Annotated in this window: 24 protein-coding genes; 6 read left to right on the top strand and 18 right to left on the bottom strand. The window is 67.8% G+C overall.

Translation table 11 applies throughout. The features are described 5' to 3' along the window. The first annotated feature begins 34 nt into the window (after positions 1 to 34). Positions 35 to 820: a 3'(2'),5'-bisphosphate nucleotidase CysQ gene (gene cysQ / locus GGR12_RS14560; protein ID WP_183205181.1), complete on the top strand. Its 786-nt coding sequence runs from the start codon at positions 35 to 37 to the stop codon at positions 818 to 820. On the opposite strand, the gene GGR12_RS14555 is transcribed toward cysQ, so the two are convergent. The 6 genes from GGR12_RS14555 to GGR12_RS14530 form a co-directional block, all read right to left on the bottom strand. Further along, positions 817 to 2,058 carry a hypothetical protein gene (locus GGR12_RS14555; protein WP_183205179.1) on the bottom strand — a complete coding sequence of 414 codons (1,242 nt, stop codon included), beginning with the start codon at positions 2,056 to 2,058 and terminating at the stop codon, positions 817 to 819. The genes cysQ and GGR12_RS14555 overlap by 4 nt on opposite strands. Before the next feature lie 100 nt (positions 2,059 to 2,158). Further along, the gene (locus tag GGR12_RS14550; RefSeq protein ID WP_183205177.1) at positions 2,159 to 2,689 is read right to left on the bottom strand and encodes a type III secretion system chaperone family protein; all 531 of its coding nucleotides are present in this window, start codon (positions 2,687 to 2,689) and stop codon (positions 2,159 to 2,161) included. Positions 2,690 to 2,762: 73 nt separating this feature from the next. After that, the gene (locus GGR12_RS14545) at positions 2,763 to 3,107 is read right to left on the bottom strand and encodes a hypothetical protein (RefSeq protein ID WP_183205171.1); all 345 of its coding nucleotides are present in this window, start codon (positions 3,105 to 3,107) and stop codon (positions 2,763 to 2,765) included. A 112-nt stretch (positions 3,108 to 3,219) separates the two neighbouring features. Next, positions 3,220 to 4,680 (bottom strand): DUF2272 domain-containing protein, encoded by a 1,461-nt coding sequence (locus GGR12_RS14540; protein ID WP_183205170.1) that lies wholly within the window; start codon positions 4,678 to 4,680, stop codon positions 3,220 to 3,222. 91 nt (positions 4,681 to 4,771) lie between these two features. Then, positions 4,772 to 6,403, bottom strand: coding sequence for a peptide chain release factor 3 (locus GGR12_RS14535; protein WP_183205169.1), 1,632 nt, complete (start codon positions 6,401 to 6,403; stop codon positions 4,772 to 4,774). Between the two features lie 112 nt (positions 6,404 to 6,515). After that, complete coding sequence (locus GGR12_RS14530) at positions 6,516 to 8,036, bottom strand: hypothetical protein (protein ID WP_183205168.1); 1,521 nt, start codon at positions 8,034 to 8,036, stop codon at positions 6,516 to 6,518. A gap of 171 nt (positions 8,037 to 8,207) precedes the next feature. Here GGR12_RS14530 and GGR12_RS16770 point away from each other — a divergent pair, with 171 nt between their 5' ends. After that, entirely contained in the window at positions 8,208 to 8,342 is a 135-nt protein-coding gene (locus tag GGR12_RS16770; protein ID WP_281378600.1) for a hypothetical protein, read from the top strand. Here the strand turns inward: GGR12_RS16770 and GGR12_RS14525 are convergent. From GGR12_RS14525 to GGR12_RS14510, 4 genes are all read right to left on the bottom strand, one after another. Then, positions 8,339 to 9,922 carry a tetratricopeptide repeat protein gene (locus tag GGR12_RS14525; RefSeq protein WP_183205167.1) on the bottom strand — a complete coding sequence of 528 codons (1,584 nt, stop codon included), beginning with the start codon at positions 9,920 to 9,922 and terminating at the stop codon, positions 8,339 to 8,341. The two genes, GGR12_RS16770 and GGR12_RS14525, sit on opposite strands and share 4 nt — an antisense overlap. Positions 9,923 to 9,989: 67 nt before the next feature. Next, complete coding sequence (locus tag GGR12_RS14520; RefSeq protein WP_183205166.1) at positions 9,990 to 10,370, bottom strand: hypothetical protein; 381 nt, start codon at positions 10,368 to 10,370, stop codon at positions 9,990 to 9,992. Positions 10,371 to 10,515: 145 nt separating this feature from the next. Further along, complete coding sequence (locus GGR12_RS14515; protein WP_183205165.1) at positions 10,516 to 10,857, bottom strand: hypothetical protein; 342 nt, start codon at positions 10,855 to 10,857, stop codon at positions 10,516 to 10,518. Positions 10,858 to 10,937: 80 nt separating this feature from the next. Continuing rightward, positions 10,938 to 11,264, bottom strand: coding sequence for a DUF1491 family protein (locus tag GGR12_RS14510; protein WP_183205164.1), 327 nt, complete (start codon positions 11,262 to 11,264; stop codon positions 10,938 to 10,940). 56 nt (positions 11,265 to 11,320) lie between these two features. Between GGR12_RS14510 and GGR12_RS14505 the strand changes: the two genes are divergently transcribed. Further along, positions 11,321 to 12,184, top strand: coding sequence for a hypothetical protein (locus GGR12_RS14505; protein ID WP_221212402.1), 864 nt, complete (start codon positions 11,321 to 11,323; stop codon positions 12,182 to 12,184). On the opposite strand, the gene GGR12_RS14500 is transcribed toward GGR12_RS14505, so the two are convergent. After that, on the bottom strand, positions 12,181 to 13,302 hold the full coding sequence (locus GGR12_RS14500; protein ID WP_183205163.1) for an acyl-CoA dehydrogenase family protein: 1,122 nt from the start codon (positions 13,300 to 13,302) through the stop codon (positions 12,181 to 12,183). The two genes, GGR12_RS14505 and GGR12_RS14500, sit on opposite strands and share 4 nt — an antisense overlap. A 134-nt stretch (positions 13,303 to 13,436) precedes the next feature. Here GGR12_RS14500 and GGR12_RS14495 point away from each other — a divergent pair, with 134 nt between their 5' ends. Further along, positions 13,437 to 14,141, top strand: coding sequence for a winged helix-turn-helix transcriptional regulator (locus GGR12_RS14495; RefSeq protein WP_183205162.1), 705 nt, complete (start codon positions 13,437 to 13,439; stop codon positions 14,139 to 14,141). A gap of 3 nt (positions 14,142 to 14,144) precedes the next feature. On the opposite strand, the gene GGR12_RS14490 is transcribed toward GGR12_RS14495, so the two are convergent. After that, positions 14,145 to 15,839, bottom strand: a complete 1,695-nt coding sequence (locus GGR12_RS14490) for a sensor histidine kinase (protein ID WP_246328944.1) — start codon at positions 15,837 to 15,839, stop codon at positions 14,145 to 14,147. 177 nt (positions 15,840 to 16,016) lie between these two features. On the opposite strand from GGR12_RS14490, the gene GGR12_RS14485 reads away from it, so the two are divergent. Further along, a complete protein-coding gene (locus tag GGR12_RS14485; RefSeq protein WP_183205161.1) occupies positions 16,017 to 16,463 on the top strand; it encodes a SufE family protein in 447 nt (148 codons plus the stop codon). Here the strand turns inward: GGR12_RS14485 and GGR12_RS14480 are convergent. After that, complete coding sequence (locus GGR12_RS14480) at positions 16,445 to 17,179, bottom strand: DUF6456 domain-containing protein (protein ID WP_183205160.1); 735 nt, start codon at positions 17,177 to 17,179, stop codon at positions 16,445 to 16,447. The genes GGR12_RS14485 and GGR12_RS14480 overlap by 19 nt on opposite strands. After that, positions 17,176 to 17,535, bottom strand: a complete 360-nt coding sequence (locus tag GGR12_RS14475) for a helix-turn-helix domain-containing protein (protein ID WP_246328943.1) — start codon at positions 17,533 to 17,535, stop codon at positions 17,176 to 17,178. The genes GGR12_RS14480 and GGR12_RS14475 overlap by 4 nt, the downstream gene beginning before the upstream one ends. A 280-nt stretch (positions 17,536 to 17,815) precedes the next feature. Here GGR12_RS14475 and ctrA point away from each other — a divergent pair, with 280 nt between their 5' ends. Continuing rightward, positions 17,816 to 18,517 (top strand): response regulator transcription factor CtrA, encoded by a 702-nt coding sequence (gene ctrA / locus GGR12_RS14470; protein WP_092311341.1) that lies wholly within the window; start codon positions 17,816 to 17,818, stop codon positions 18,515 to 18,517. A 311-nt stretch (positions 18,518 to 18,828) separates the two neighbouring features. Here ctrA and GGR12_RS14465 read toward each other — a convergent pair whose 3' ends face one another. The 4 genes from GGR12_RS14465 to GGR12_RS14450 all read right to left on the bottom strand — a co-directional run bounded on the left by GGR12_RS14465 (position 18,829) and on the right by GGR12_RS14450 (position 22,491). Beyond that, positions 18,829 to 20,271 carry an RES family NAD+ phosphorylase gene (locus GGR12_RS14465; protein WP_183205159.1) on the bottom strand — a complete coding sequence of 481 codons (1,443 nt, stop codon included), beginning with the start codon at positions 20,269 to 20,271 and terminating at the stop codon, positions 18,829 to 18,831. A gap of 10 nt (positions 20,272 to 20,281) precedes the next feature. Then, complete coding sequence (locus GGR12_RS14460) at positions 20,282 to 21,130, bottom strand: restriction endonuclease (RefSeq protein ID WP_246328942.1); 849 nt, start codon at positions 21,128 to 21,130, stop codon at positions 20,282 to 20,284. An 11-nt stretch (positions 21,131 to 21,141) separates the two neighbouring features. Further along, a complete protein-coding gene (locus tag GGR12_RS14455) occupies positions 21,142 to 22,254 on the bottom strand; it encodes a Fic family protein (RefSeq protein WP_183205157.1) in 1,113 nt (370 codons plus the stop codon). 66 nt (positions 22,255 to 22,320) lie between these two features. Continuing rightward, complete coding sequence (locus GGR12_RS14450; protein WP_183205156.1) at positions 22,321 to 22,491, bottom strand: hypothetical protein; 171 nt, start codon at positions 22,489 to 22,491, stop codon at positions 22,321 to 22,323. Positions 22,492 to 22,710: the final 219 nt, after the last annotated feature.

Below are 22,710 nucleotides of genomic sequence, written 5' to 3'. Positions count from 1 at the left end.
TTTCAAACCGTCCGGATGCTCTATCGGAGCGCCCATGACCGAACGACTGACCGCTGACCTCGCCTCCGGCGCACTCGCCGAGGCGCTGGCCGATATCGCCGAGGACGCGGCGCGCGTGATCCTGCCCTACTGGCGCTCGGGCGTGGTCGCCGAGTTCAAGGCCGACGAAAGCCCCGTCACCCAGGCCGACCGCGAGGCCGAGGCCCTGATCCTCGCCCGTCTGGCCGAGCTGTATCCCGACGTCCCGGCCGTGGCCGAGGAAGACCACGCCGCCAACGGCGCGGCCGAGGTTCCGGGCGACTGGTTCTGGCTCATCGATCCGCTGGACGGTACGCGCGGCTTCGTTGAGGGCCGTGAAAGCTTCACCGTCAACATCGCCCTGATCCACAAGGGCGCACCCGTCGCCGGCGTGGTCACCGCCCCGGCGACCCAGATCACCTGGCGCAGCGCCGCCCCCGGCGCCGGCGCCTTCCGCCGCCGCTTCGGCGAGGTCTGGCAGGCCATCCGCGTGCGCAACCGTCCGGCCTCGCCCATGGCCCTGCTCAGCCACAGCATGACCGACGAGGAGGCGCAGCGCCTCGCCTCGCGCCACGGCTGCGTCCAGTGGCAGGGCACGGACTCGTCGCTGAAATTCTGCCTGATCGCCGAGGGCCGCTTCGACGCCTATCCGCGCACCGGCCCGACGTCCGAATGGGACACCGCCGCCGGTCAGGCGGTGCTTGAGGCCGCCGGCGGCCGCGTCATGGCCGAGGACGGCTCCCCGCTGCGCTATGGCAAGTCCTGCTACGCCAACGGCGGCTTCGTCGCCCTGGGCGGCTAGGCCACCGCCGCTTCCGGCATCGCCAGCACGGCCCGGTGCGCCAGCGCCGGCACGCCCAGTTCGCGGGCGGTCTCCATCGCTTCCGCCAGCATCAGGCCCACGGCGCGCGGCTCGGTCCCGGTCAGACGCCCCCTCGCGCAGGCCAGGTGCGCCATGCCGATCTGGTCCGCGCTCCAGTCCAGGGGCTGCCTCGATCCGGTTTCTGTCAGTCGGCGCCGGACGATCGATTCCATCCCGTTCAGCGCCTCGACGTCGCCCATGGCCTCGGCCAGCAGCGCCTCGGCGCCCAGTCTTCGCTCCCGCGCCAGCGCGCCCAGGATCAGGCCCGGTTCGCGCGTTAGCGCCTCCGCCTGCGCCAGCGCCAGCAGCGGGGCATCGGACTCGCTCCGGGTCAGCAGCACGCCCACCCAGTCCAGCGGGCTGTGATCCGGCGTGAACTGATCCACGGCCGCCTCGAACAGCATCCGGCCCTGCGCCGCCGCCGCCTCATCCCCGGCCAGTCTGGCCAGGGCGATCAGGCCGCCGCCCGCCAGCGCCAGGGCCCGGGCCCGGGTCAGCGGCCGCTGATCCGGCGACGCGGCCTCGACCAGGGTGCGCAGGTCGCGCCCGGCCTGGTCCAGCATCCGCGCATCGCGCTTCGCCACGCCTGCCTCCAGGGCCAGGGCCGCGCGGTCCAGCCGCAGGTCGTCCGCGACCGTGGCCGGAAGGGCGCGCGAGTCGTGCAGGGCCGCGTCCAGCAGGGCCGCCGCATCCAGTAGTCCGGACGCCTCGCCCTTCAGCCGCGCGCGCCGCGCGCTCAACCGGGCGTGAAGCGCGGCCGCGGCCGACCGCGTCGCCGGCCGCTCGGCGGTCAGGCTTTGGACATCGGACAGCGCCGCCGTCAGCGCGGCGGGGCCGCCGAACAGGTCGAAGCGCAGCAGGTGAATCTCGCCGGACTCGATCGCCGCCGCCGCGGTCTGATCCGGATTGGTCGTATGCCGGGCCGCGTCCGAGGCCGCCGCCGCCGCATGGTCCAGGCTGACACGGGCTCCCGTCCGCCGGGCGTGCTCCCGCCACAGCGCCGACGCCCGCATCCAGCCGTCGAAGGGGCGGGCGCAGGACACGCGTCCCGCGTCCACCGACTCGCGACGAGCCTCCAGGGACACCAGATCGGCGCTGATCAACTCCAGCCAGCCGAGGTCGTCGCTCTCGCGCGCCTTCTCGAACAGCTTCCTGAGATCCCGGCCGAATTCAAACATTCCCGCTTGCTCCCTCGTCCCGCATCGGGACGGATGACGCGTCACCGGGGTCTCAGGAGCAAACGCAGCGCCGCGGGAACGGTTCTGCTGTACGAACGGCCTAGGCGCCCAGCGACTGGTTCATCATTTCGTTGAACTGGAACATCGCGGCCTCGAACTCGCCGATCTCTTCGCGGATGTGCTGAAGCGTCACGCCGCCGTCGGTCGTGACGTAGCGCTCGGCGTAGATGCTGTTCTCCAGCATCAGCGCCTTGCCGATCCGGTACTCGTTGTTGAAGTTGTCGATCGCGCCGCGCAGCTTGGTCTCGTCGCCTGCGTTCACGCCCCAGGTCGCGAAGATGCTGACGCCCAGGCAGCCCGGCGGCTGGTCCTCGAGATCGCAGATCATCAGTTCGACCGAGTATTTGAAGCCGTCGGTCGTCTCGATGTCGAACCGTCCGCCCTGGGCCTTCTTCACCGTCGCGAAGCCCATGTCGTTCAGCAGGGAGGCCAGGTCGGATTGCAGCAGGCTGCGATAGATCTGGGCCTGGCCGACGCGCGCTTCCTGCGCTGCGGCCGGCGTGGTCGTCGCCGCCACAGGCAGGCCGATGGCGAGGGCGGCGCAGATCGCCGCCACGGATGATTTACGCATGGAAATGCTTCCCCCGAAGTCCGAACCGTCAAGCTACAACCGGTGCGGGCGGGGCGCCAGCGGGTGAAAGCGGTCAGCCCAGCGTCGGCGCCCGGGCGCGGCATCGTTGCAACTCCGTCCGCGCTGCGGCGTCGTTGGCGCTCAGCTCCCGCACGGCCCGGATGCGGGCCCGCGTCTGGTCGGTTTCGGCGACGCTGGGGGCGCGCCCGGCGGTGTGGGCGGCCTGAATCGCCGTCAGCGACCAGTACAGGGCGGCGTCGTACAGGGACCGGCCCTCGCTGCTCTCGCCGCCTTCCAGCTCCGACGCCGCCTGGGTCAGGCCGGCGCAGCGCACGATTTCCTCATAGGGCAGGAGGTCGCCCTGCGCCGCCTGGGGGGCGCTGAAGGAAAGCACGGCCGTGATGGCCATCGCGAGCATGGGGTCCTCCACGGCACGCCCGGGCCGCTGGTCCTGACAGAGAACCACGGTCGGGAGACGGGGGGAAGTCCGGGTTTCACCCGGTACGGCGATCTCCGCGCCGCCGTGTCGCTCAAAGCCCGAGGGCGGAGAAGTCCCACAGGCCGCCGTTGACGTGGCCCTTGCCGATCGCAATGGCGCCCTTGCGGTTCATGACCGGAAGCCGCCACGCCGACGCGGACAGGTCCGAGCGCAGATAGGACATCACCAGCAGTTCCAGCTTCTCACCGGTCACGCCCCGCCACAGGGCGCCATTGGCCCTCGCATCCTTCGCATGACCGGTTCCGGCCTGACCGGCCAGGAAATCGCAGACCACGTCGTCCGCGTTGGCCGGTCCGGCGGCTGCGATGAAGGCCAGGACCTTGGCCCGGGTGAGCGTCTTCATTCCCCCGTTCTGGGTCACCAGGTCGAAGAACCAGCAGAACAGCCGCTTGCTCGACGTCCCGCCGTCGGCGACCCATCGGTCCATCGCCGCCTGCGCCCGGTCCGCCACCTCGTCGATGCGCTTGTCCTGCTCGGCGCGCATGCCGGCGGACCCCATCAGCGCCTTCAGCTCGGCCTTCGCCGTGGCGTTCAGCTTCGACCCGCTCTGCCAGCCGCGGACAGTGGTCAGCCCCGCGCTCACCGATCCGTTGCAGGCCGTCCAGAACGCCGCGCCCAGCGTCGGCATGGCGGCGAGCACGGCGGGCTTGCCCACCGCCTTCACCATCGGCTGCAGCGAGTTCGAACCGATGTTCCATTGCAGGGCGCCGCACGACACCCCCATGCCGTCGAAATCGCCGGACACCCCCTCATAGGGATCGCCGTTGACCTCGAACCCGCAGGTGATCTTCACCGCCGCCTGACGCCAGTCCGTCGGCGAAATCAGGGCCGTGGCCCCGGCCGCGAGGTCGCGTCGCCGCATGACCGCGAACCAGTGATGATGGGGGTCGGCGATACGGCCGGAGGCGTCGATGCGAAGCGTCTTCTTCGTCACGGAGTCCCGGACATTGCCGCCGATCACATCGATCTCGCCCGGCCGCTTCGCCACCACGATGTCCGCATGGCTCTCATAGCCGCCGGTCCGGTCGTAATAGGTAAGGGCCTTGGCCCGGGTCATGTTGCGCCCGCGCGCATAGGCGATGATGTCGCCCACCTCCGGCGTCGCCAGCGCATCGTCGACGCGATAGCCCCAGTAGGCCGCCGGCGTCCCGGATTTCCGGTTCTTGATCGCCCAGGTGACGTAGGTCGAATGCGCCTGCCCGATCGGGAAGTCCGCCGGCGCGAAGCCCGCCTTGCGCATGATGTAGGAGACGCAGACGGCGGACCAGTAGTAGTCGTCGTTGCTGATATCCGCCGGGCTCGGCCACCGGATCGGCGGCCGGAAATGCAGCGGCAGATAGGTGTCGATGACATACCGCGCATAGGCGGTTTCATCGTCGACGTGGAAGCCGGACGACTTCGCGCCCGTGATGCAGTTCCAGGTCGCCTTGCCCCAATGGGCCCACTCGGCCGTCGCCGCATCGACGATGGCCAGCACACTCGGCGTCGACATCCACGGAGGTCCTTGCGTTCATGCGAGGACCGGCACGCTAGGCGCGAGGTTTGCCTATTTCAAGTAGCAATATCGCCGATACGCGAACAGCCTAGCCGCGTTCCTTGGTCTTCGTGAACGCCACCTTCGGGAAGCGCTCGCCGACATAGCCAGTCTCCCAGCTCGACTTGGCCAGGAACACCGGGTCGTTGTCGATGTCGCTCGCCATCTGGCCGCGGTACTTGCCCGCGAAATCCTCAAGGTCGGCCTTCGCGCCGCCGATCCAGCGCGCCTCGGCGTAGGGGCTCGGCTCGAAGATCACCTCCAGCCCGTATTCCTCGCCCAGCCGGTCGGCCATGACCTCGAACTGCAGCTGGCCCACGGCGCCGACGATGAAGTCCGAACCCAGTTCCGGCCGGAACAGCTGGGTGACGCCTTCTTCGGCCAGGCCCTCCAGCGCCTTCTTCAGGTGCTTGGCCTTCAGCGGATCCTTGACCCGCACGCGCTGCAGGATTTCCGGCGCGAAATTCGGCAGGCCGGCGAAGCGGATCATGCCGCTCTCCGACAGGCTGTCGCCGACCCGCAGCACGCCGTGGTTCGGGATCCCGATCACGTCGCCCGCATAGGCGTCCTCGGCCAGTTCGCGGTCCGAGGCGAAGAACATGATCGGCGCATTCACGCTCAGCGACTTGCCCGTGTTCTGCACCTTCAGCTTCATGCCGCGCTTGAAGCTGCCCGACGCCATCCGGAACATCGCGATCCGGTCCCGGTGGTTCGGGTCCATGTTCGCCTGCACCTTGAACACGAAACCGGTCACCTCGGTCGAGCCGGGCTCCACCGTCGTGTCGACCGGGGCAGGGGCGTTGCGCGTTTCCGGCGGCGCGGCCTTCTGCGCCTTCATCACCTTGGGCGCCGGGGCCCATTCGCCGATCGCCTTCAGCAGTTCGTCGATGCCGAAGTGGCGCAGGGCCGAGCCCCACAGCACCGGCGTCAGATGGCCTTCCAGGAACGATTGGCGATCGAACGCCGGATAGCCGCCCTCGACCAGCTCCAGCGCATCGGTCAGCGCCTGCTGTTCGCCTTCCTCGAAATACTCCGCGGCGTCGGCCAGCGGCAGCGCCTCGGGGTGGCCGGGGTCCTCGGCGGCCCCGGCGATTTTCTTCGCATAGGGCTGGAACGTCCCGGTCCCCAGCTCGACCATCCCGCGCAGGCGGTTGCCGCTCTCCGCCGGCCACCAGATCGGCGCCGGGTCCAGCTGCAGGCGGCTGGCGATATCGTCCAGCAGCGCCATCGGGTCCTGGGCCTCGCGGTCCAGCTTGTTGATGAAGGTGATGATCGGGATGTCGCGCAGACGGCAGACCTCGAACAGCTTCAGCGTCTGCGGCTCGATGCCCTTGGCGGCGTCCAGCACCATGATGGCGCAGTCGGCGGCGGTCAGCGTCCGGTAGGTGTCTTCCGAGAAGTCCTCGTGGCCCGGCGTGTCCAGCAGGTTGAACATCTTGCCGTCGTGCTCGAACGTCATGACCGAGGCGCTGACCGAGATGCCGCGCTCCTTCTCGATCTTCATCCAGTCCGAACGCGTGCGGCGGTTCTCGCCCCGCGCCCGCACGGCGCCGGCCGCGCGGATGGCGCCGCCCGCCAGCAGGATGTGCTCGGTCAGCGTGGTCTTGCCCGCATCGGGGTGCGCGATGATGGCGAAGGTCCTGCGGCGCAGGGCCTCATCCTGGAGGGTCAGTTTCGACATGTTCGGTCCTTGGGCCGCGCGAACTAGCGCGGCCCGGCGGGAAAGTCACCCGATGCGAGGGCGAAGGCCCTCGCTAGGGGGCCGCGCGAACGGGCGCGGCCCGGCCCGAAAGTCACTCCGCCGGGGCTTCGACCACCACCTCGATGACGTCGGTGGTGGTCGTCCCGTCGCGCATCGAGACGGCGCGGGCGATCATCGCCTTGGCCGCCGCCGCCGTTCCGTCCGAGTGGGGATCGTTCGCCAGCGGCTCCAGCAGGGTGATCCCTTCGTCGTACTCGCGCCGCATCAGGTGCGCCCGGGCCGCGGCGAAGCGGATGGAGCCCACCTGCGGCGCCAGGTCATAGGCGGTCAGGATCGAGGCCATGTCGTTGTCGGTCGGATAGTTGGACGACAGCTGCCGCACCTGACCCAGCTGGTACAGGATTTGATAGCGGTTGGGGTCCAACTGGTAGGCGCGGGCCAGGAAGTTGCGCGCCTCGCGGCCCATCGCCAGCTCGTTGTCGCCCGCGGTTTCCATCGCCTTCAGCCGGATTCTGGCCAGCAGCATAAGGGCGTCGATATCGTCCGCATTGGCCGCCAGACGACGCTGCAGCACGGCCTCCGCCGTCTGCGGGTCGCCGTAGTCGATCTCGGCGCGCGCCAGCACGGTTTCGACGAACGGATCGCCGGGATAGCGCGCGGCCTTGGCCCGGATCAGTCCCAGCGCCTGGGCGCCGCCTTCCTCGCCCAGCGGGTTGTTTAGCCGCAGGCTCGCCAGCAGCAGGTCGCCCGCTCCGGGCGACAGCGTCGTGATCTCGACGTTGGGCCGCGCGAACTGGTCGGCCGAGAAGCGCTTCAGCGCCACCCGCTGGCCGGCGTAGGCCTTCAGGGTCCGCTCGAGGTCGGCCACGCTCATGCCGGTCGCGTCCTCGATCGCCTCGACCGGGTCCATCCCCGCCTGCAGGTTCTGGGCGTAGGCGACCAGCTGGCGCAGCCGCGCGGCGTCGGACATGAACCAGTGCGTCAGCATCCACGACTGGCCGTAGAACTGGGTCACCTGGATGTTCGTATTGAAGTCCGACGGCCGGCCTTCCAGCACCGAGCGCAGCGGAAGCCAGTCCGCATAGCTCAGCCACGACTGCCGGTCGGGGTCAGGCAGGCCGATGGTGATCTGGTGCGCGTCGATGTCGGCCGTGCCGAAATACTCGGCGTAGCCCTCGACCAGCCACGACGGATAGCCGGAGGCGAAATTCGCCAGCATGAAGTGGTGCGCGTATTCGTGCAGCAGCGTGCGCATGTTGCGCCGCTCGCGGATGGCGATGGCGAAAATCTCGTCGTTCGAGGCCCGGTAGAAGCCGCGCATCATCTCCGGCGCATCCGGCGAGACCTGGCGCAGTCCGGCCGTATCGCGGACCAGATAGATCGACAGCTTGCGCGCCGGCGCGGCGTTGACGTCGAGGCCGTGCATGAAGCGAAGCGCGCTGTCGTACAGCTCCAGCTCAAGCGCCGCTTCCCGCAGGCTCGTGGGATCGCCGTTGCTGTAGACGATGAACCGGGGCGTCTCGGCGCGATGCCAGTCCGCCGCCGAGGCGCTTCCCGCCGCCGACAGCACGAGCATGGCGACGCACGCCACCAGTAGTTGCAGAGCCTTCATGGTTTCCCCCCGGACACGCCTCCAGGGTAGCACGAAGCGAGGCGACGGCCAGCCTCGCCCGGAGCGATGCAATAACCCCTCGCCACGTCAGGTTTTTGGAGTCATCGTCCTGTCACGCGAGACGACCCGGTCACGCAATCGGGCGCCGCCTCTGGAAACGAAGGAACGGCCATGGCTCTCGACCTGCCCGAAACGCCCCCACCGGCGCCGAACCAACCTCACCCCGCGCTCTGCCTCGCAGCCGGCTTCGGCCTGATCGTCCTGTGCGCGATCGTGGTGCACGTCGTCTTCAACGCGGTGCTTTAGGTTCCCTCAGCGGGCTCCGGTTCGGCGGGCTGTGACGCATCCTGATCCGGCTGGGTGGGGGAGGTCGAGGCCGCTTCCTCGACCGCATCGCGTTCGTCCCGGGTGAACGGCGCTGCGCCTGCTCTGGCGCGCTCCAGCAGCTCCTGTGCGGCGTCGGACGACCCGCCCCCGTGCGGGGCGTTGGCCAGCGGCTCCAGCAGGGCGATGGCGGTCCCGTACTCCTCCGCCTCCATCAGCGCCGACGCATACCCCAGGCGAATGCCGGTCAGTTGCGGCGCCCGTTCATAGGCCAGGTGCCAGGTCAGCAGATCGTTCTCGTTCGGATAGCCGGGCCCGCCCTCGCGCGTCTGCGCCAGCATGTAGAGCGTGTAGTACTGCTCGTTGTTCGCCGAATAGGCCCGGCCCAGATAGCCGCGCGCGCGCCGCATGTGGGTCTCCCCGTTCTCCGGATCCCCCGCCGCAAGGCGCATGTGCCGGCTGGCCAGCAGTTGCAGTGCCTCGACGTTCGTCGGTTCGATCTCCAGCAGTCGCAGCAGCACCGCCTCGCCCGCCTCCGGTTCGCCGAAATGCAACTCCGCATGGCCCAGCTGCAGCATGGCGAACGGGTCGTCGGGATGCCGCGCCGCCCGCTGGCGAACCAGCGCCGCCGTGGCGGCACGTTGATCCTCGGGGACCCCGACCTTCAGCCTCTGTCCCAGCAGCAGCAGGTCATCCGCCGACTCCGGCAGGCGGGTGACGGTGATCTCCGGCTCCGGCCGGTTGATCTCATAGATCCGGATCTGCAGCGACCCGCGCATGTACGACCGCAGCGCCGACCGGATTTCGGCCAGGGTCATCCCCGTCGCGCTCTCCATCGCGTCGACCGGATCGGCGCCGCCCGAGACAGCCTGTTCGTAGGCGCCCAGCTGCCCCCGGCGGGTGTCGTCGCTCATGAACCAGTGGGTCATCAGCCAGGCCACCGGATAGTAGGTGTCGCGGTGGCCGGTTCGCGTGATCTCGCGCGGCCGTTTCGACAGCAATTCCTCCAGCGGCAGCCAGTTGGCGTTCAACAGCCAGTCGGCCCGGTTGGCGTTGTAGTTGCCGATGCGGACGGTGTTGCCGCGCACTTCCGCGGTCATGAAATATTCGGCCAGGCCTTCCACCAGCCAGCCCGGCAGCTGCGCCGCCGTCCCGTTCTGGAAGCTGAAGTGGTGGAAATACTCGTGCAGCAGGAAGTCCATTTCGCGGTCGCTGAACGCGGCGGCGAAGATGCCTTCCGAGGCGGGGAAATAGGTTCCGGCGGCGTGCGGGGGCGAGCCCGGATGAATCTCGAGCAAGCCGTTCCGGCCATGCACCAGGAAGATCGGCAGCTGGCGCGCGGGCGGCGCATCCAGCGGCATGCCCATGCCGGCGCGAAGGATGTAGTCGTAAAGCTCCAGCGTCCGCGCGTACCGGCGAAGCGAGCTCTCGGTGCCCTGCGAATAGATGACGAAGTTGCGGCTTTCGGCCTTCAGCCACTCGGCCCGCGCTGGTCCGGCGGCCAGCATCGTCGCCGCCATGATGGACATGGCGACCGCTTTCACGATCGTCGTAAGGTTCATTTTCGCGCCCCGGGTCTCTGAAGACTGCAGGTAGCGGATCAACAACCTCAGGGCCAGCAGAGCCGTATCAGGCGGCGAGGCGCATCCACACGGCCTTGTCGGCGGCCACGGCGTCCAGCTTGCCCTTCGAGGCGCGGTTCTTCAGCTGCACCATGATGGCTTCCGGCAGGGCGCAGAACTGCGGCTCCACCAGATCCGGGTTGCAGCCGGCTTCCGGCGCCGCGAACAGCGCCGCGTTCACTTCCGGGCTGCGGTCGTGGATCAGCCACGCCAGACGGCGGGCGCGTTGCGGGTCGTTCTTGTGCAGAAGCGGGTCTTCGGCGAACAGCTCGCAACCCAGCTCCAGCACATAGTCGAGGCTGAGGTTGTCGAAGCGGCGCGCGTCGTTGGGCGTGACCGGGCAGGTCTCGTCCAGATCGAACACGACGTCGTTCAGCAGAAACAGCATCGGGAACACCCACCATCACCGGGCTCATTGCGGCCCGTTGGATGTGACCATAGCCAGGCTGGCTTGCGGTTCCGTTCCCGAACGCGGTTAAGGATTTGCGACGATCCCGGCGGGCGTTAACCCGCCGGTTTCCATCTTGCCCGGATCAGGCCTGGACGTAGCCCATCGCCGCGATCTGGGTGGTGAACCACCAGTAGACCAGGGCGCCGATCGCGGCCGAGCCGATCGAGATGACCCAGCCCCATTTGGTGAAGCGCGGCTGACCTTCCTGGCGCACCAGGGTGTCGGCCTTCTCGCCGCCGAAGATGTACAGCAGGCCGAAGATGAAGCCCCACGGCACAAGGAACAGACCGCGCAGCTCGAAGCTGATCTCGGCCGCGCCCGATTGCGCCAGTTGCAGCGGCTGGACGACGGCCCAGTACGTGATCAGGCCGCCGAGCGCGACAAGGCCCACGCCCGCACCGCGGGCCAACAAGTCTCTATTCATGGATTTACTCCCCCCAAGGCGGGGAGGGTTCGCATATCAGGCGGCGGTTGGACAATATCCAACCGTCAGGCTGTCGCTGCTCAGGCCACTTTTTCCGTGATGAAATGCCGCGCCTCGCGGTCTTCGATTTCAACAATCCAGAGATCGGGATCGTACTTCACTTGCCGCTGCAGATATTCGTCCAGCTCGCTCTCGAACTCGCTTTCGATGGGCTGCATCCACAGCCGCTCGCCGTCGGTGCCGAAGGCCTCACTATAGAGTCTGGCGCGGCGGTTGGACGTGTCGAACACCTTGACGATCACCGTCCCGGCCCGCGCATCGCCCCTGCGCGCGACGGTGGCGAAGGCCCCGCCGATCTCGGCACGGCGGATCAGGGCGGCCACCCACACATCGCTCGAAAGTAGCAAACTGATAACCCTGCTCGGAAACCGGACCGGAACGCCTGATGCGTAGGGTGCGGCTTATGAAGATAGGGCAGAACGCCTCCAGGACCCAAGCCGCGCTTGTCGCGGCCGCCGCGCTGCTGGCGCCGGCGAGCGCCTTCGCGGGCGCGTCCGACACCTATTACGAGCGCGCCTTCGTGGTCGCCGCCGACGCGCGCTGTGATCTGTTCCAGCCGCAGGTCGGCCGGGCGCTCGACGCCGCCACCGCCCAGGCGCGCGGCGCCGCCCTCCGTTCGGGAACCTCTCCGGCCGATCTCGCCGCCGTCGCCGCCCGGGCCCGCGCCCGCGCCGGCGCCGTGTCGTGCGCGGATCCGCAGCTGGCCACCGTGCGCGACCGCGTCGACGGCGCCTTCGCCGGCTGGGCCCGCACCTCGCGCATGACCTTCCCGGGCGATCGCGCCCACTGGGTCGCCAACCGCACCGGCTACGCCCGCCCGACCTGGCGTCTGCACCAGACTTCGGCCATCGGCGCCTCGCCGGTCGCCTTCGGCCTCGCGGGCAAGGACCAGGCCGCCTCGGACCTGACCGCGGTGGTCAGCTGGTACGGCCGGCCGCGCCCCTACGCCGCCCGCATCGTCCTGCGCGATCCGTCGAAGCTGCCGCGTCCCTGGCTGGCCGGCGACAACCTCGCGCCCGAGTCCGCCCGCGCCAGCCTGTGGGCCACCGGCGTCTCGACCGCCGACGCCACCCTGCTGTCCGACGGCAAACGCGACGGCGACGCCTGGCGGTTCCCCGCCTCCGCCGCCGCCGCGCTCGAAAAGCTGGACCCGCGCGAAAGCTTCGCCATCGAATTCCACTTCCGCGACGGCAGCGTCGCGACCGTGCCCTTCGAAGCCGGCGACTTCACCGCCGGCCGGGCCTTCCTCGCCATGGGCGTGCTCTAGCCGTCGATGTCCCAGCCGAGGGCCAGCCGGCCGCTGTAGCGCAGCTGTGGCTTCTCCTGCAGCGGATGGAAGCGCGCGGCCTGCACGTCGCGAAACGCCCGCTCCAGCCCGGCCTTGCGATAGAAGGCCTGGCCGCCGGCCGTCTCCATCGCCCGCTCCACCGTCCTGATGGCGCCGTCGGCGACGAGGGTGCGTCCGATCATCGCCCGGCCGGTCGTCTCGGGCCCGGGTGTGCCGGTCATCGCCGTGGCCACCATCCGCTCCCACGCCATCTCGGCGGCGGCGAAGGCGTTCTCCATCTCGCCGACGACGAAGGGCAGGGTGGCGTCCTCGGGCCGCTTGCGGGCGATCGCCAGCGCCTGCGCCCGCGCGCCCTCGGCCACGCCGACATAGGCAGAGTAGATCAGCGGGAAGGCGATCATGCTGATGATGTGGAACAGCATGTGCCACGGCCCCTGCGGCCGACGTCCGGAGATCGCCGCCTCCGGCACGAACACCTCGGTCAGCTCGATGTCGTTCGAACCGGTGCCCCGCATCCCCATGGTCCGCCAGGTGTCGAGGATCTTCACCCCCTCCGCCTTCAGCGGCACGGCGAAATGCAGCACCGTCGGCCCGCCTTCGGGATCGTCCCAGACCGCGCTGGTCATCAGCAGGTCTCCGGCCGGACAGCCGCTCGAGAACGGCTTGCGCGCCGTGATCCGGAAGCCGCCCTCGACCTTCGTGGCGACGCCGCCGCTGGCCAGCCAGTCGGACCCGCCGCTGGACACCAGCACCAGATCCTCGGCCGCCACCCGCTTCAGCAGACCCTCGGTCGGCGCGCCCTGATTTTTGTGCCGCCAGGCCGCCACCGCCACCAGGTGGCTGTGCATGGCGAAGGCGAGGGCGGTCGACCCGCACGCCGCGCCCAGCCGGCGGATCACCCGGCACATCGTCTCCACGTCCGCCCCGCCGCCGCCGAACTCGACCGGCACCAGCGCCTTGAACAGGCCCTCGGCCTTCAATTGCGCATAGGCGTCGGCGACGAAGCTGTCGTCGGCGTCGTGGGCGGCGGCCTGGGCGGTGATCGCCTCGGCGACGCGGTCGGCCCGGGCGACCCAGAGTATGGTATTTTTGGTCATCGTAAGCTCTCCTTCGACGCCACGATGACCGGCGCCGGTTTCCCCGGCCAGTTCAGCAACTGAACTACCCCGGTACAGAAACTGAACTGGCCCGGTTTCTGTCCGCCAAGCTATTCTGAGGCTGGGAGAATCCGATGACCATACCCCGCAGCTATCGCCAGTTCTGTCCCGTCGCCATGGCCGCCGAGGTGCTGTGCCAGCGCTGGACCGTCGTGCTGCTGCGCGAACTGGTGGCCGGCTCGACCCGCTTCAACGACCTGCGCCGCGGCGTGCCGCGCATGTCGCCCGCCCTGCTGTCCCAGCGCCTCAAGGAGCTGGAGTCCGCGGGCATCCTCAGCCGCCATCCGTCACCCCAGGACCCGGCCGTCTCCGAATATCGCCTCACCGAGGCCGGGCGCGAGCTCGAGCCCCTGATCGAGGCCTTCGGCGTCTGGGGCCAGCGCTGGATCACCTCCGACCTCTCGCTCCAGCAGCTCGATGCCCAGCTGCTGATGTGGGACATGCGCCGCAACCTGGATGTCAGTCCCCTGCCGGAACGGCGCAGCGTCATCCACGTCCAGTTTCCGGAGCAGGCGCCCCGGGATCGCACCTGGTGGCTGCTGGTCGAGCCGGGCGACGCCCGCGTCGACCTGTGCTCGGTCGACCCCGGCTTCGACGTCGACCTCTATGTCAGCGTCGACCTGCGCACGATGACCGCCATCTGGATGGGGCTGGATACGGTCCGGGTCGCGCGCGGCAGCGGCCGCATGATGGTCACCGGCGACGAAGCCCTTGCGTCCAACATGCAGCGCTGGCTGGGCCTCAGCCCGTTCTCGCAGACGCAGAAACAGGTGGCCTGAGGCTCAGCTCACGCCGCCGCCGGCCAACGGCAGGGGGATGATCTCCGCCCCGCCTTCCGGAGCGGGCGCGCGGGCGACCAGCGCCACGGGCATCCGCACGGTCACCGCCGTGCCCTCGCCCAGGGTGCTGTCGATGCTCATCCGGCCGCCGTGCAGTTCGGCGAAGGCGCGCACCAGCGACAGGCCCAGGCCCGTGCCCTGGCGGCGTTGCTCCAGCCCGCCCGCCTGTTCGAACGGGCGGCCCAGACGCTGCACGTCCTCCGGCGCGATGCCCACGCCGGTGTCGGCGACGGTGATCTCCAGGTACGGACCCATGGCCTCGACCGCGACGGTCACCGACCCGCCCGCGTGCGTGAATTTCACCGCGTTCGACAGCAGGTTCAGCGCCATCTGCTTGATCGCGCGCCGGTCCGCCGACACCTCGACCGGATCGGGCGGCAGCACGCCGGACAGGCTCACGCCCTTGTCCTCGGCGTTGACCCGCACCAGCGCCATCGCCGCCGACACCACCTCGCGGGCGTCGAACTTCTCGGTCGTCAGGGTGTAGCGCTCGGCCTCGATCTTCGAGACGTCCAGCAGGTCGTTGATCAGGTCCAGCAGGTGGCCGCCGGCCTGGTGAATGTTCTCGGCGTAGTCGGCGTAGCGATCCGGGATCGGCCCGAACAGCCGCTGCCGCATGATGTCCGAGAAGCCCAGCACCGCGTTCAGCGGCGTGCGCAACTCGTGGCTCATATTGGCCAGGAAGCGCGTCTTGCCGGCCTCGCGCGTCTCGGCCTCGGTGCGGGCGATCTCCAGGCCCAGCTCGCGCGCGTACTGGGCGGTGGCGTCGAACGCCTGGCCCATGATCCGCGGCCCGGCCGGATCGTCCAGGCGGCGCAGCACCACCTGCACCCGCCGGTCCAGCGCCAGGCGCGGCGCCAGCACGGCTGAACCCTCATGCCCCTGCATCGCCCGTTCCAGCGCGGCCAGCAGGCGCGGCCGGTCCGGCGCGTGCACCGCGGCCACCAGCCCCTGTTCGAACAGCGGGTCGACCGGCAGCGACGGCGGCGGCGTGCCATACGCCGCCAGCACCCGTCCCGACGGTTCAAGAATAAGGGTCAGGCCCGGCTGCGCGGCCATCAGGGACTCGACGCGGCGCACCTCGGCCTCGGCCAGTTCCAGCCGCTCGTCCCGCTGCCGCCACGACAGCCGCACCGCCAGAGCCGCGGCGCCCGCCGCCAGCACGGCCGAGATCGCCGCCAGCGCGGGCAGGTTCGGGCCCGGTCCGCCGATCCACGCCGAAAACAGTCCGGCCAGCGCCGCCACGCCCACGGCCAGGGCGCCCACCTGCACCGGCCGCGCGCCGCCCATGGCGATCCCCGCCGCCAGCGGCAGGAAGACGAAGCCCGCCAGCGGTCCGGTCAGGCCGCTGGACAGCGCCGCGCAGGTCAGGGCCGACAGGCCCCAGATCCCCAGCAGGGTCATCCGCTCGCCCGCGCCGTCGCGCTGCAGCAGGCCCAGGCCCGCCAGACCCGGCACGATCATCGCCAGCACGCTGTAGAAGACGGGGCCGTCCACGCCGCCGATCCAGCGCCCGCCCAGCGCCAGCAGCGCCGCCGAAACCGCCCATGCCGCATGCCACGCCGCCAGCGCCGGGCGATCGCCGGCGCCCGCGCGGGCCGCGCTTTCAGCTGGGTCTGTGGGACGGGCGGTGGTCAATCGGCTGGATTTGGCGGGCGGCGGGTCGGAGGTGACCTCGCGCGAGCCTAGCCGTCGCCCTGAGTCGCCCAAAGCCTCCACCCGTCTCAGGCGACTGCAAGCAAGGGGATCGCGGTCGATTTCCGGGGACCATCGCGCCGGTTGTCGTTAACGCCGCCGCGGCCTATCTCGACGGCGATGACTTCCACTGCTTCCATCGACGCCGTCCTCGCCGAACTGGCCGAGGAGTTCGACCTCCTCGGCGACTGGGAGGGACGGATCGAATACGTCATCGAACTGGGCAAGGACCTCGCGCCCCTGCCGGACGCCGATCGCATCGACGCCAACAAGGTTTCGGGCTGCGCCGCCCAGGTCTGGCTCGCCGTCCGCCGCGACGGCGACCGCATGGTCTTTCTCGCCGACAGCGACAGCGCCCTGTCCAAGGGCAATATCGCCCTGCTGCTGCGTCTCTATTCCAGCCGCACCCCGACCGAGATCCTCGGCTTCGACGCCCGCGCCGCCCTCGACCGTCTCGGCCTGCCCTCGGCGCTCACCCGTCAGCGCGCCAACGGTCTGAACGCCATGGTCGGCCGCATCCGCGACGAGGCCGCCCTGGTCCTCGCCGGTCAGGACGCCGTTCCCTGACCTCCGGCCAGGCCGTAGTGCCCGGCCAGCGCCTGCAGGCCCTGTTTCAGCAACGCCTTGCCGGTCCGCCGCCGCAGGCCCAGGTCCTGTTCGGCCGCCTGCAGCGCGGTGGCCCGGATGCAGACATGCTCCACCATCCGTCGCGCCGGGCCGCAGGCGGCCAGCGCCGCCTCGACCCGGGCCCCCGCCGCCAGCACCCGGCCGGTCGGACCCGCGCGAAAGGCTGAGCCGCCCGATCCGCTGCGGGGCAGGGCGTCCCAGCGCATCGTCAGCGACGGGCCCTTCATCGCCGCCTCCGCCTCCAGACCCAGCCGCTCGGCCGCGGCCACCTCCACCGGCTCCAGCCAGCTTCGCCCCTCGGCGTCCGTCCGCCCCGCCAGCCAGGCGATCGGCGACCGGGCCAGGTTGGCGCGCCGCGGCCGCAGGCGTCCGTCGGGCTCCGCCACTATCCGCACGCCCTCGATCACGCCCGGCCGTCCCGGGGGCAGGGCAGGGGCGGCGATGACCGCCTCCCGCGCCACCCAGCCGCCGCCCTTTCGCGCCCGCAGGCCCGGATCGGCGATCAGCTGCTCGAACGCCGTCTCGTCGATGGACAGCATCGGCCGGGTCCGCCGGCTCTTGCCCACCCGCAGCGCGTAGCCGCCCGGCGTCGCGTCCAGCCAGGCGTCCGGCATCGCCAGCAGCCGCCGCGCCCGTCCCAGCACCCGCGCGCTCATACCGGCAGCTCGCAGGACGGCGCGTCCAGAACCTGCCGCACGCAGCGCTCCATATGATCCAGGAACTCGTCCAGCATCCGGTGGTCGCGCTCGTCCTCGATCCGGCGACAGGCCTGGGCCGCCGTCGACCGGTTCAGACCGAAGGCGTGGCCCACCCGCTCGGTCGGCCAGCCGAACGTCACATGCGCCAGATACATGGCCAGCCAGCGCGCCCGGCACGCGCGTCCCTCCAGCCGGTTCCTGTGCGTCATCTGATCGACCGGCACCCCGGTCGAGGCCGCCACCATCTGCAGGGTCAGGCCGGCGCGGATGCGATCCTCGCCCGTGGTCGGCCCCTGATACTCGTCCTCCATCATCCCTTCTCCATCATCCACATGACCGCCGGTCATTGGTCGCCGGCGTATGGATGAGGAATATAATCCTACGCTACGTCGTTATCGGACGCAGGCCGGGAAGGGCTGCAAAAAACACCGTTGTCTTGACTCGGGACACTCGACGCCGATTCGCAAATCAGCCTACGATTCGTTAATGAGAGCGCGTTAACCCTTCTTAAGGTTTCATGCGTTAACTTGCGAACAAGGTTACCCGATAACGGTGTGCCAGTTTTGCGGCCAAGCTTTGCCTGGAGGGGCATCAATGCGCGTCCTGCTAATCGAAGATGATCATGCGACCGCGCAGAGCATCGAATTGATGCTGAAGTCGGAAGGCTTCAACGTCTACACGACCGACCTCGGCGAAGAGGGCATCGATCTGGGCAAGATCTACGATTACGATCTGATCCTGCTCGACCTGAACCTGCCCGACATGAACGGCCTCGAAGTGCTGCGTCAGCTGCGCGTCGGCAAGGTCAATACGCCGGTCATGATCCTCTCGGGCACCTCGGAGATCGAGACCAAGGTCAAGACCTTCGGCGGCGGCGCCGACGACTACATGACCAAGCCCTTCCACAAGGACGAGCTGATCGCGCGCACCCACGCCGTGGTCCGTCGTTCCAAGGGTCACGCCCAGGCGATCATCCACACCGGCGAGATCGCCGTGAATCTGGACGCCAAGACGGTCGAGGTGAACGGTCACCGCGTCCATCTGACGGGCAAGGAATACCAGATGCTGGAGCTCCTCTCCCTGCGTAAGGGCACGACCCTGACCAAGGAGATGTTCCTCAACCACCTGTACGGCGGCATGGACGAGCCCGAGCTGAAGATCATCGACGTCTTCATCTGCAAGCTCCGCAAGAAGCTGGCGACCGCCGCCGGCGGCAAGCACTACATCGAGACCGTCTGGGGCCGCGGCTACGTCCTGCGCGACCCGGCCGAAGGCGCCGTCAGCGCCGCGGCCTGATCGCCTCGACAATCTGAATACGGAAGCGCCCGCCGGAGACATCCGGCGGGCGTTTTTCATGGGCTCGCGGGTCCTGAACAGTCGTCAGCCAGGTCCGCCAAGGGTGGTTCGCTGACATCGGGTCGACGGCGCCTGAGGTCGTCAGAGCGCCGGGAGCGGACATTGGTCCGCGGAAGGAAAGCGGTCACACGCCAGCGCGCCCGCAGGCAGCTGCACGGAACCGAAGCGTAGGAAGTGAGTCGGGTTGAACGGCGGCGGGCCGGAGCCAGAACGCTCACCCTGCAGAAGCCGCGAACGGCCTCGCGGATAGCCTAGAAGGGCATCTCACGCTCATCCTGAAGCTCAACCGGAACTTCGGTGACAGAATACCGAATAGCTTGGACCGCCGCCTTCGTCAGACTGGAGATGTCAAGGCGGAGGCTGTGTTGCGCCACTGGCTGCGGTATGGCTTCAACCGGCTCGAACCATGCATCGCCTAAGCCGGTCAGGTCTTCCTTGGCCGGTGCTTGAGGAGCGGGTGCGGGATGGAGATAGACGGTCTCCGCGACATCCGGGGGTTCGTCGTCACTGCCGCCGAAATGGTAGATGCCCGCGACCTCTCTGCGAACCTCAGCATCGGCATTCTCGACGCCGCTAGCCTGAGGAAACAACACTATGTTGGTGCGATCGCCGCTGACTTGGGACGAGCCGAAGATCAGGCCATCGACTGAGCGTTCTCCTCTGGTCCAGAGATACTCGGCAACCACCTGGGTTGGCAGATATTCGAGTGTTTCACGGCCGGGAATGATTGGCTTTCGGATTTCCTGATGGAAGCCACGAAGGAACGACGCATAGCTGTGCATCGTGAAATAGTCGGGGTGGAAGAAGCTGAGGTCGTTATTGATGACCTCCAGCTTGGTCAGATCAAGCAGGCGAAGGGGGCGGGTGATTTCAAATCGACCGACCACGGCGATGCCGCCGACCGGCACGCGAAGCTCGGCTACGGCTGTCTCCACATCCGCGCTGCCGTAGAAGACGCTGATGCCGGCGGAATTCATCCGCCCTGCCGTTGCGTAGGCAGCGGGGGGGGCGGACAGTTCGGCGATAGGCGCTGCATAGATGCGTTTGCGGGCGGCTTCATCGTTGGCGAGGCGACCCCGGTATATGAAACGTTCTTCGTCCTCTGGGCCGATGGATCGAACAACGCCACGGAAGAGCCTCTGCCGCCCTTCCAGGATCGGCCCGAGAATCTTGTCCAGAAGAGCGATAGCCCCATCGCCGAAAAAGCGTCGCTCGTGTTTCACTGAATGGCAGAAAGACTCCCACGCCATCCGAAATTCGGGGTCGTCGGGCGTCTCCACGACGAACACATCCGAGCTTTCGTCATACCAATCCTGATCCTCCCCCATGCCGATCGAATAGGAGTGATCGGAGCCAAGCTGTTCAACGATATCTTCGGCGATCGTGGTGTCGGCGCACTCGATCATGTCGCCGATCAATTGGCTCGGGGTGTCGCCACGAATAATCCAATGGACGTTGTCGCTGTCCGGATCAAAATCCGGCTCCTGCTCGCCAAAGCCAACCATCATTCGATAAACCGGATCGATCCGCCGGGCCAATTGCGGAATGGAGACGGTGCGTAGCCGCGTGTTACCGCAGTATGCGCAGGGCGCTGGACGACCGTACCGTCTGATCTCGCTGTTCAGCTGAGAATCCCCGATGCAGGCGTGGCATACCCGGTTGTCGGTATCGCCATCTTCGCCGATGTCGCCCAAGTGCTCCATGCTATAGGTCCCGGACACGCACGAAAGGTTGGCCTGTCTCTGCGGCGCGGCGAACTTTTCGCCTAAGTACATCCGTCAAAGACAGACCGCCCATGAGCGTTTCGGACAGGTCCAGGCCGTCCATGCAAATCAGTCGTTTCCCGCGCCCGAAAGCGTGCAGCCCATCTTCCGAGAAACCACAATAGCTGATGAAGAGGCCGCGTGCCCAAGCGGCTTTCTCTTCGACCTTGCCATTGAACGCATAGAGGTCGGCTGCGCCGACAAATGCGTTCTGCCATTTAGCCTCTAGGAGGTAGGTCTCGTGACTGAGTTCGAAGCTCCCGTCGATCTGCTCACCCCGGATGCGGAACGGATCTCGACCTTGCAGCCCATAGGCGTCGAACAGCGACTTCAGGAACTTCTCAAACGCATAGCCTCGCGGTTGGGGGGCGAGTTTTGCGAGAGCCGTCAGTTCCCCGCTTAGCTGCCTAATACGTCCGGCGTCGGTCTTGGCGGGGACTTCCGGCTCCGGCTTCGGGCGAACCGTTGGGCCGCCTCCTAGCCGTGCGATCAGCGCATTCATGCGCTGCTCCGCATTCTCTACGCGCTCCACAGAACCGGCATGCATGCGGAGCGCTTCCCGATACTCCCACAGCGCTTGCAAGGTGCGAAGCGCCGTTGGTTGGTCCGCGGTTTGCAGGAAGTAGCGGAGACGTTTTCCTTTTGAGGCACCGTTCGTCGCGAATTTCGGATCGTCGATATTGATCCGTAGTTCCCGGGCGAAGAACTCCCGAAAAGTTCGGTCTGTGAAGTTCAGAACATAGCCGCCGCTCATATCGAACACGTCGTCGATAAGGAGCATGTCGATCATGCTAACGCTGCTCATGGCTGCACCTCTGCCAACGAGTAACTTGTGCTGCGTCCGCCTCCTTCATCCTTGACGAGGATGCCGCGTTTCAGAAGGTCGGTGATATCTCGCAGGGCGGTGTCGGGCGAGGTCTTCGCCAACGCCGCCCATTTCGAGTTGGTCAGCTTGCCCTCAAACCCGTCCAGCAACCGGTTCAGCACTTTGCGCTGACGATCGGTAAAAGGCTCGCTTGCATAGGTCTCCCAGAAGCGGGCCTTGCGCAATACCGTCGATAGGATGACCTCCGCGCCGTCGAAGGCGCGGTCCAGACACGCGAGAAACCAAGCGAGCCATTTGGTGATGTCGAGGTCGCCCTTCTGGGTCCGTTCCAGGAGTTCGTAATAGACCTTCCGCTCCAAGCGGATCTGCGACGACATCGAATAGAAGCGCTGTGGGCTCTGTTCCGAGCGAGCAAGGCTCATGTCGGCGATGGCGCGCGCGATGCGGCCGTTGCCATCCTCAAACGGGTGAATGGTGACGAACCACAGATGCGCGATGCCTGCCTTGAGGACGAGGTCGAGGCCTTGGTCGCCTTCGAACCATTCAAGGAAGGTCTGCATCTCCTCGTTGAGGCGCGGCGCTTCCGGTGCTTCGTAGTGAACCTTCTCGCGGCCCATCGGACCGGAGACGACTTGCATCGGCCCGGCCTCTGCGGGCCGCCATGCGCCCACGGTGATCTTGTGCATGCCGCTACGACCGGTGGGGAAGAGGGCGGCGTGCCAACCAAAGAGCCGGTCGTCGGTGAGCGGCTGGTCGTAGCGCTGAGTGGCGTCGAGCATCATCTCGACGACGCCTTCGACGTCCCGGTCTGCCGGAACGAGACCGCCAATGTCCATCCCCAAGCGACGGGCGATGGAGGAGCGAACCTGGTCCTTATCGAGGACTTCGCCTTCAATCTCGCTGGATTTGAGGACGTCCTCGGTGAGGGTTTCAAGAACCGCCTCTGCCCGGAGTTGGAAACCCAAAGCCGCCATTCGACCGGCGAACCGGCCTTGCCTACGAGCAACTGCGGCAAGCGGTTCGGCCAAGCGTTCCGCATCCCATCGGAACGTCGGCCATCCTTCTAATTCATATAGGTACAACGCCATAATCACCGCATCATTTGCGGTGATTATGGGTGACTTTCACCGCAAATAGCAACAATAATCACCGCATCATTTGCGGTGATTATTTTCATCAATCGCCGCAGGCATCACCAGCATCTCTGTCGAAAGGATGCCGTCCCGTGCACCGTACTTCTTCCACGCGCGCTGTGCGGCGAGTCCACCTAACTTTCTCGCGACCGCTAACAGGCCTTCCTGTGCCCGCTCCGCCTCCTCCGGCATTCAGGGATCGAGCACCTCCAAAGAGGGGAAAGGCACGTGCGCTGCTGGGAGTCTGGCTAAGCGGCACCGTAGCTGGATGCCCAGTAGCACCAGATAAGGTTCCAGTGCTGGCCCTATAGCGGTCGTTGCAAATGTCCGCTTTGAGCCAGGCGCGGCTCTCGGTCCCGTCTATCGGCGAGTCCGCCAAGGGTCGGAATCAGACCCTCCCCCTCCTCCCTG

Source organism: Brevundimonas lenta (genome assembly GCF_014196335.1).
Taxonomy (GTDB): Bacteria; Pseudomonadota; Alphaproteobacteria; order Caulobacterales; family Caulobacteraceae; genus Brevundimonas; species Brevundimonas lenta.
Note: the sequence above shows the minus strand (reverse complement) of the source record. Positions and strands in the feature narration are given on the sequence as shown.

Excerpts from the sequence above, each read along its gene's own strand:
- GGR12_RS14460 (WP_246328942.1), bottom strand. The coding sequence starts at position 21,130 with ATGATCGACATGCTCCTTATCGACGACGTGTTCGATATGAGCGGCGGC.
- GGR12_RS14485 (WP_183205161.1), top strand. The coding sequence starts at position 16,017 with ATGACTTCCACTGCTTCCATCGACGCCGTCCTCGCCGAACTGGCCGAG.
- GGR12_RS14480 (WP_183205160.1), bottom strand. The coding sequence starts at position 17,179 with ATGAGCGCGCGGGTGCTGGGACGGGCGCGGCGGCTGCTGGCGATGCCG.
- GGR12_RS14525 (WP_183205167.1), bottom strand. The coding sequence starts at position 9,922 with ATGAACCTTACGACGATCGTGAAAGCGGTCGCCATGTCCATCATGGCG.
- GGR12_RS14555 (WP_183205179.1), bottom strand. The coding sequence starts at position 2,058 with ATGTTTGAATTCGGCCGGGATCTCAGGAAGCTGTTCGAGAAGGCGCGC.
- GGR12_RS14500 (WP_183205163.1), bottom strand. The coding sequence starts at position 13,302 with ATGACCAAAAATACCATACTCTGGGTCGCCCGGGCCGACCGCGTCGCC.
- GGR12_RS14475 (WP_246328943.1), bottom strand. The coding sequence starts at position 17,535 with ATGATGGAGGACGAGTATCAGGGGCCGACCACGGGCGAGGATCGCATC.
- GGR12_RS14455 (WP_183205157.1), bottom strand. The coding sequence starts at position 22,254 with ATGGCGTTGTACCTATATGAATTAGAAGGATGGCCGACGTTCCGATGG.
- GGR12_RS16770 (WP_281378600.1), top strand. The coding sequence starts at position 8,208 with ATGGCTCTCGACCTGCCCGAAACGCCCCCACCGGCGCCGAACCAACCT.
- GGR12_RS14530 (WP_183205168.1), bottom strand. The coding sequence starts at position 8,036 with ATGAAGGCTCTGCAACTACTGGTGGCGTGCGTCGCCATGCTCGTGCTG.
- GGR12_RS14540 (WP_183205170.1), bottom strand. The coding sequence starts at position 4,680 with ATGTCGACGCCGAGTGTGCTGGCCATCGTCGATGCGGCGACGGCCGAG.
- GGR12_RS14545 (WP_183205171.1), bottom strand. The coding sequence starts at position 3,107 with ATGCTCGCGATGGCCATCACGGCCGTGCTTTCCTTCAGCGCCCCCCAG.
- GGR12_RS14550 (WP_183205177.1), bottom strand. The coding sequence starts at position 2,689 with ATGCGTAAATCATCCGTGGCGGCGATCTGCGCCGCCCTCGCCATCGGC.
- GGR12_RS14450 (WP_183205156.1), bottom strand. The coding sequence starts at position 22,491 with ATGCCGGAGGAGGCGGAGCGGGCACAGGAAGGCCTGTTAGCGGTCGCG.
- GGR12_RS14495 (WP_183205162.1), top strand. The coding sequence starts at position 13,437 with ATGACCATACCCCGCAGCTATCGCCAGTTCTGTCCCGTCGCCATGGCC.
- GGR12_RS14535 (WP_183205169.1), bottom strand. The coding sequence starts at position 6,403 with ATGTCGAAACTGACCCTCCAGGATGAGGCCCTGCGCCGCAGGACCTTC.
- ctrA (WP_092311341.1), top strand. The coding sequence starts at position 17,816 with ATGCGCGTCCTGCTAATCGAAGATGATCATGCGACCGCGCAGAGCATC.
- GGR12_RS14505 (WP_221212402.1), top strand. The coding sequence starts at position 11,321 with ATGAAGATAGGGCAGAACGCCTCCAGGACCCAAGCCGCGCTTGTCGCG.
- cysQ (WP_183205181.1), top strand. The coding sequence starts at position 35 with ATGACCGAACGACTGACCGCTGACCTCGCCTCCGGCGCACTCGCCGAG.
- GGR12_RS14515 (WP_183205165.1), bottom strand. The coding sequence starts at position 10,857 with ATGAATAGAGACTTGTTGGCCCGCGGTGCGGGCGTGGGCCTTGTCGCG.
- GGR12_RS14520 (WP_183205166.1), bottom strand. The coding sequence starts at position 10,370 with ATGCTGTTTCTGCTGAACGACGTCGTGTTCGATCTGGACGAGACCTGC.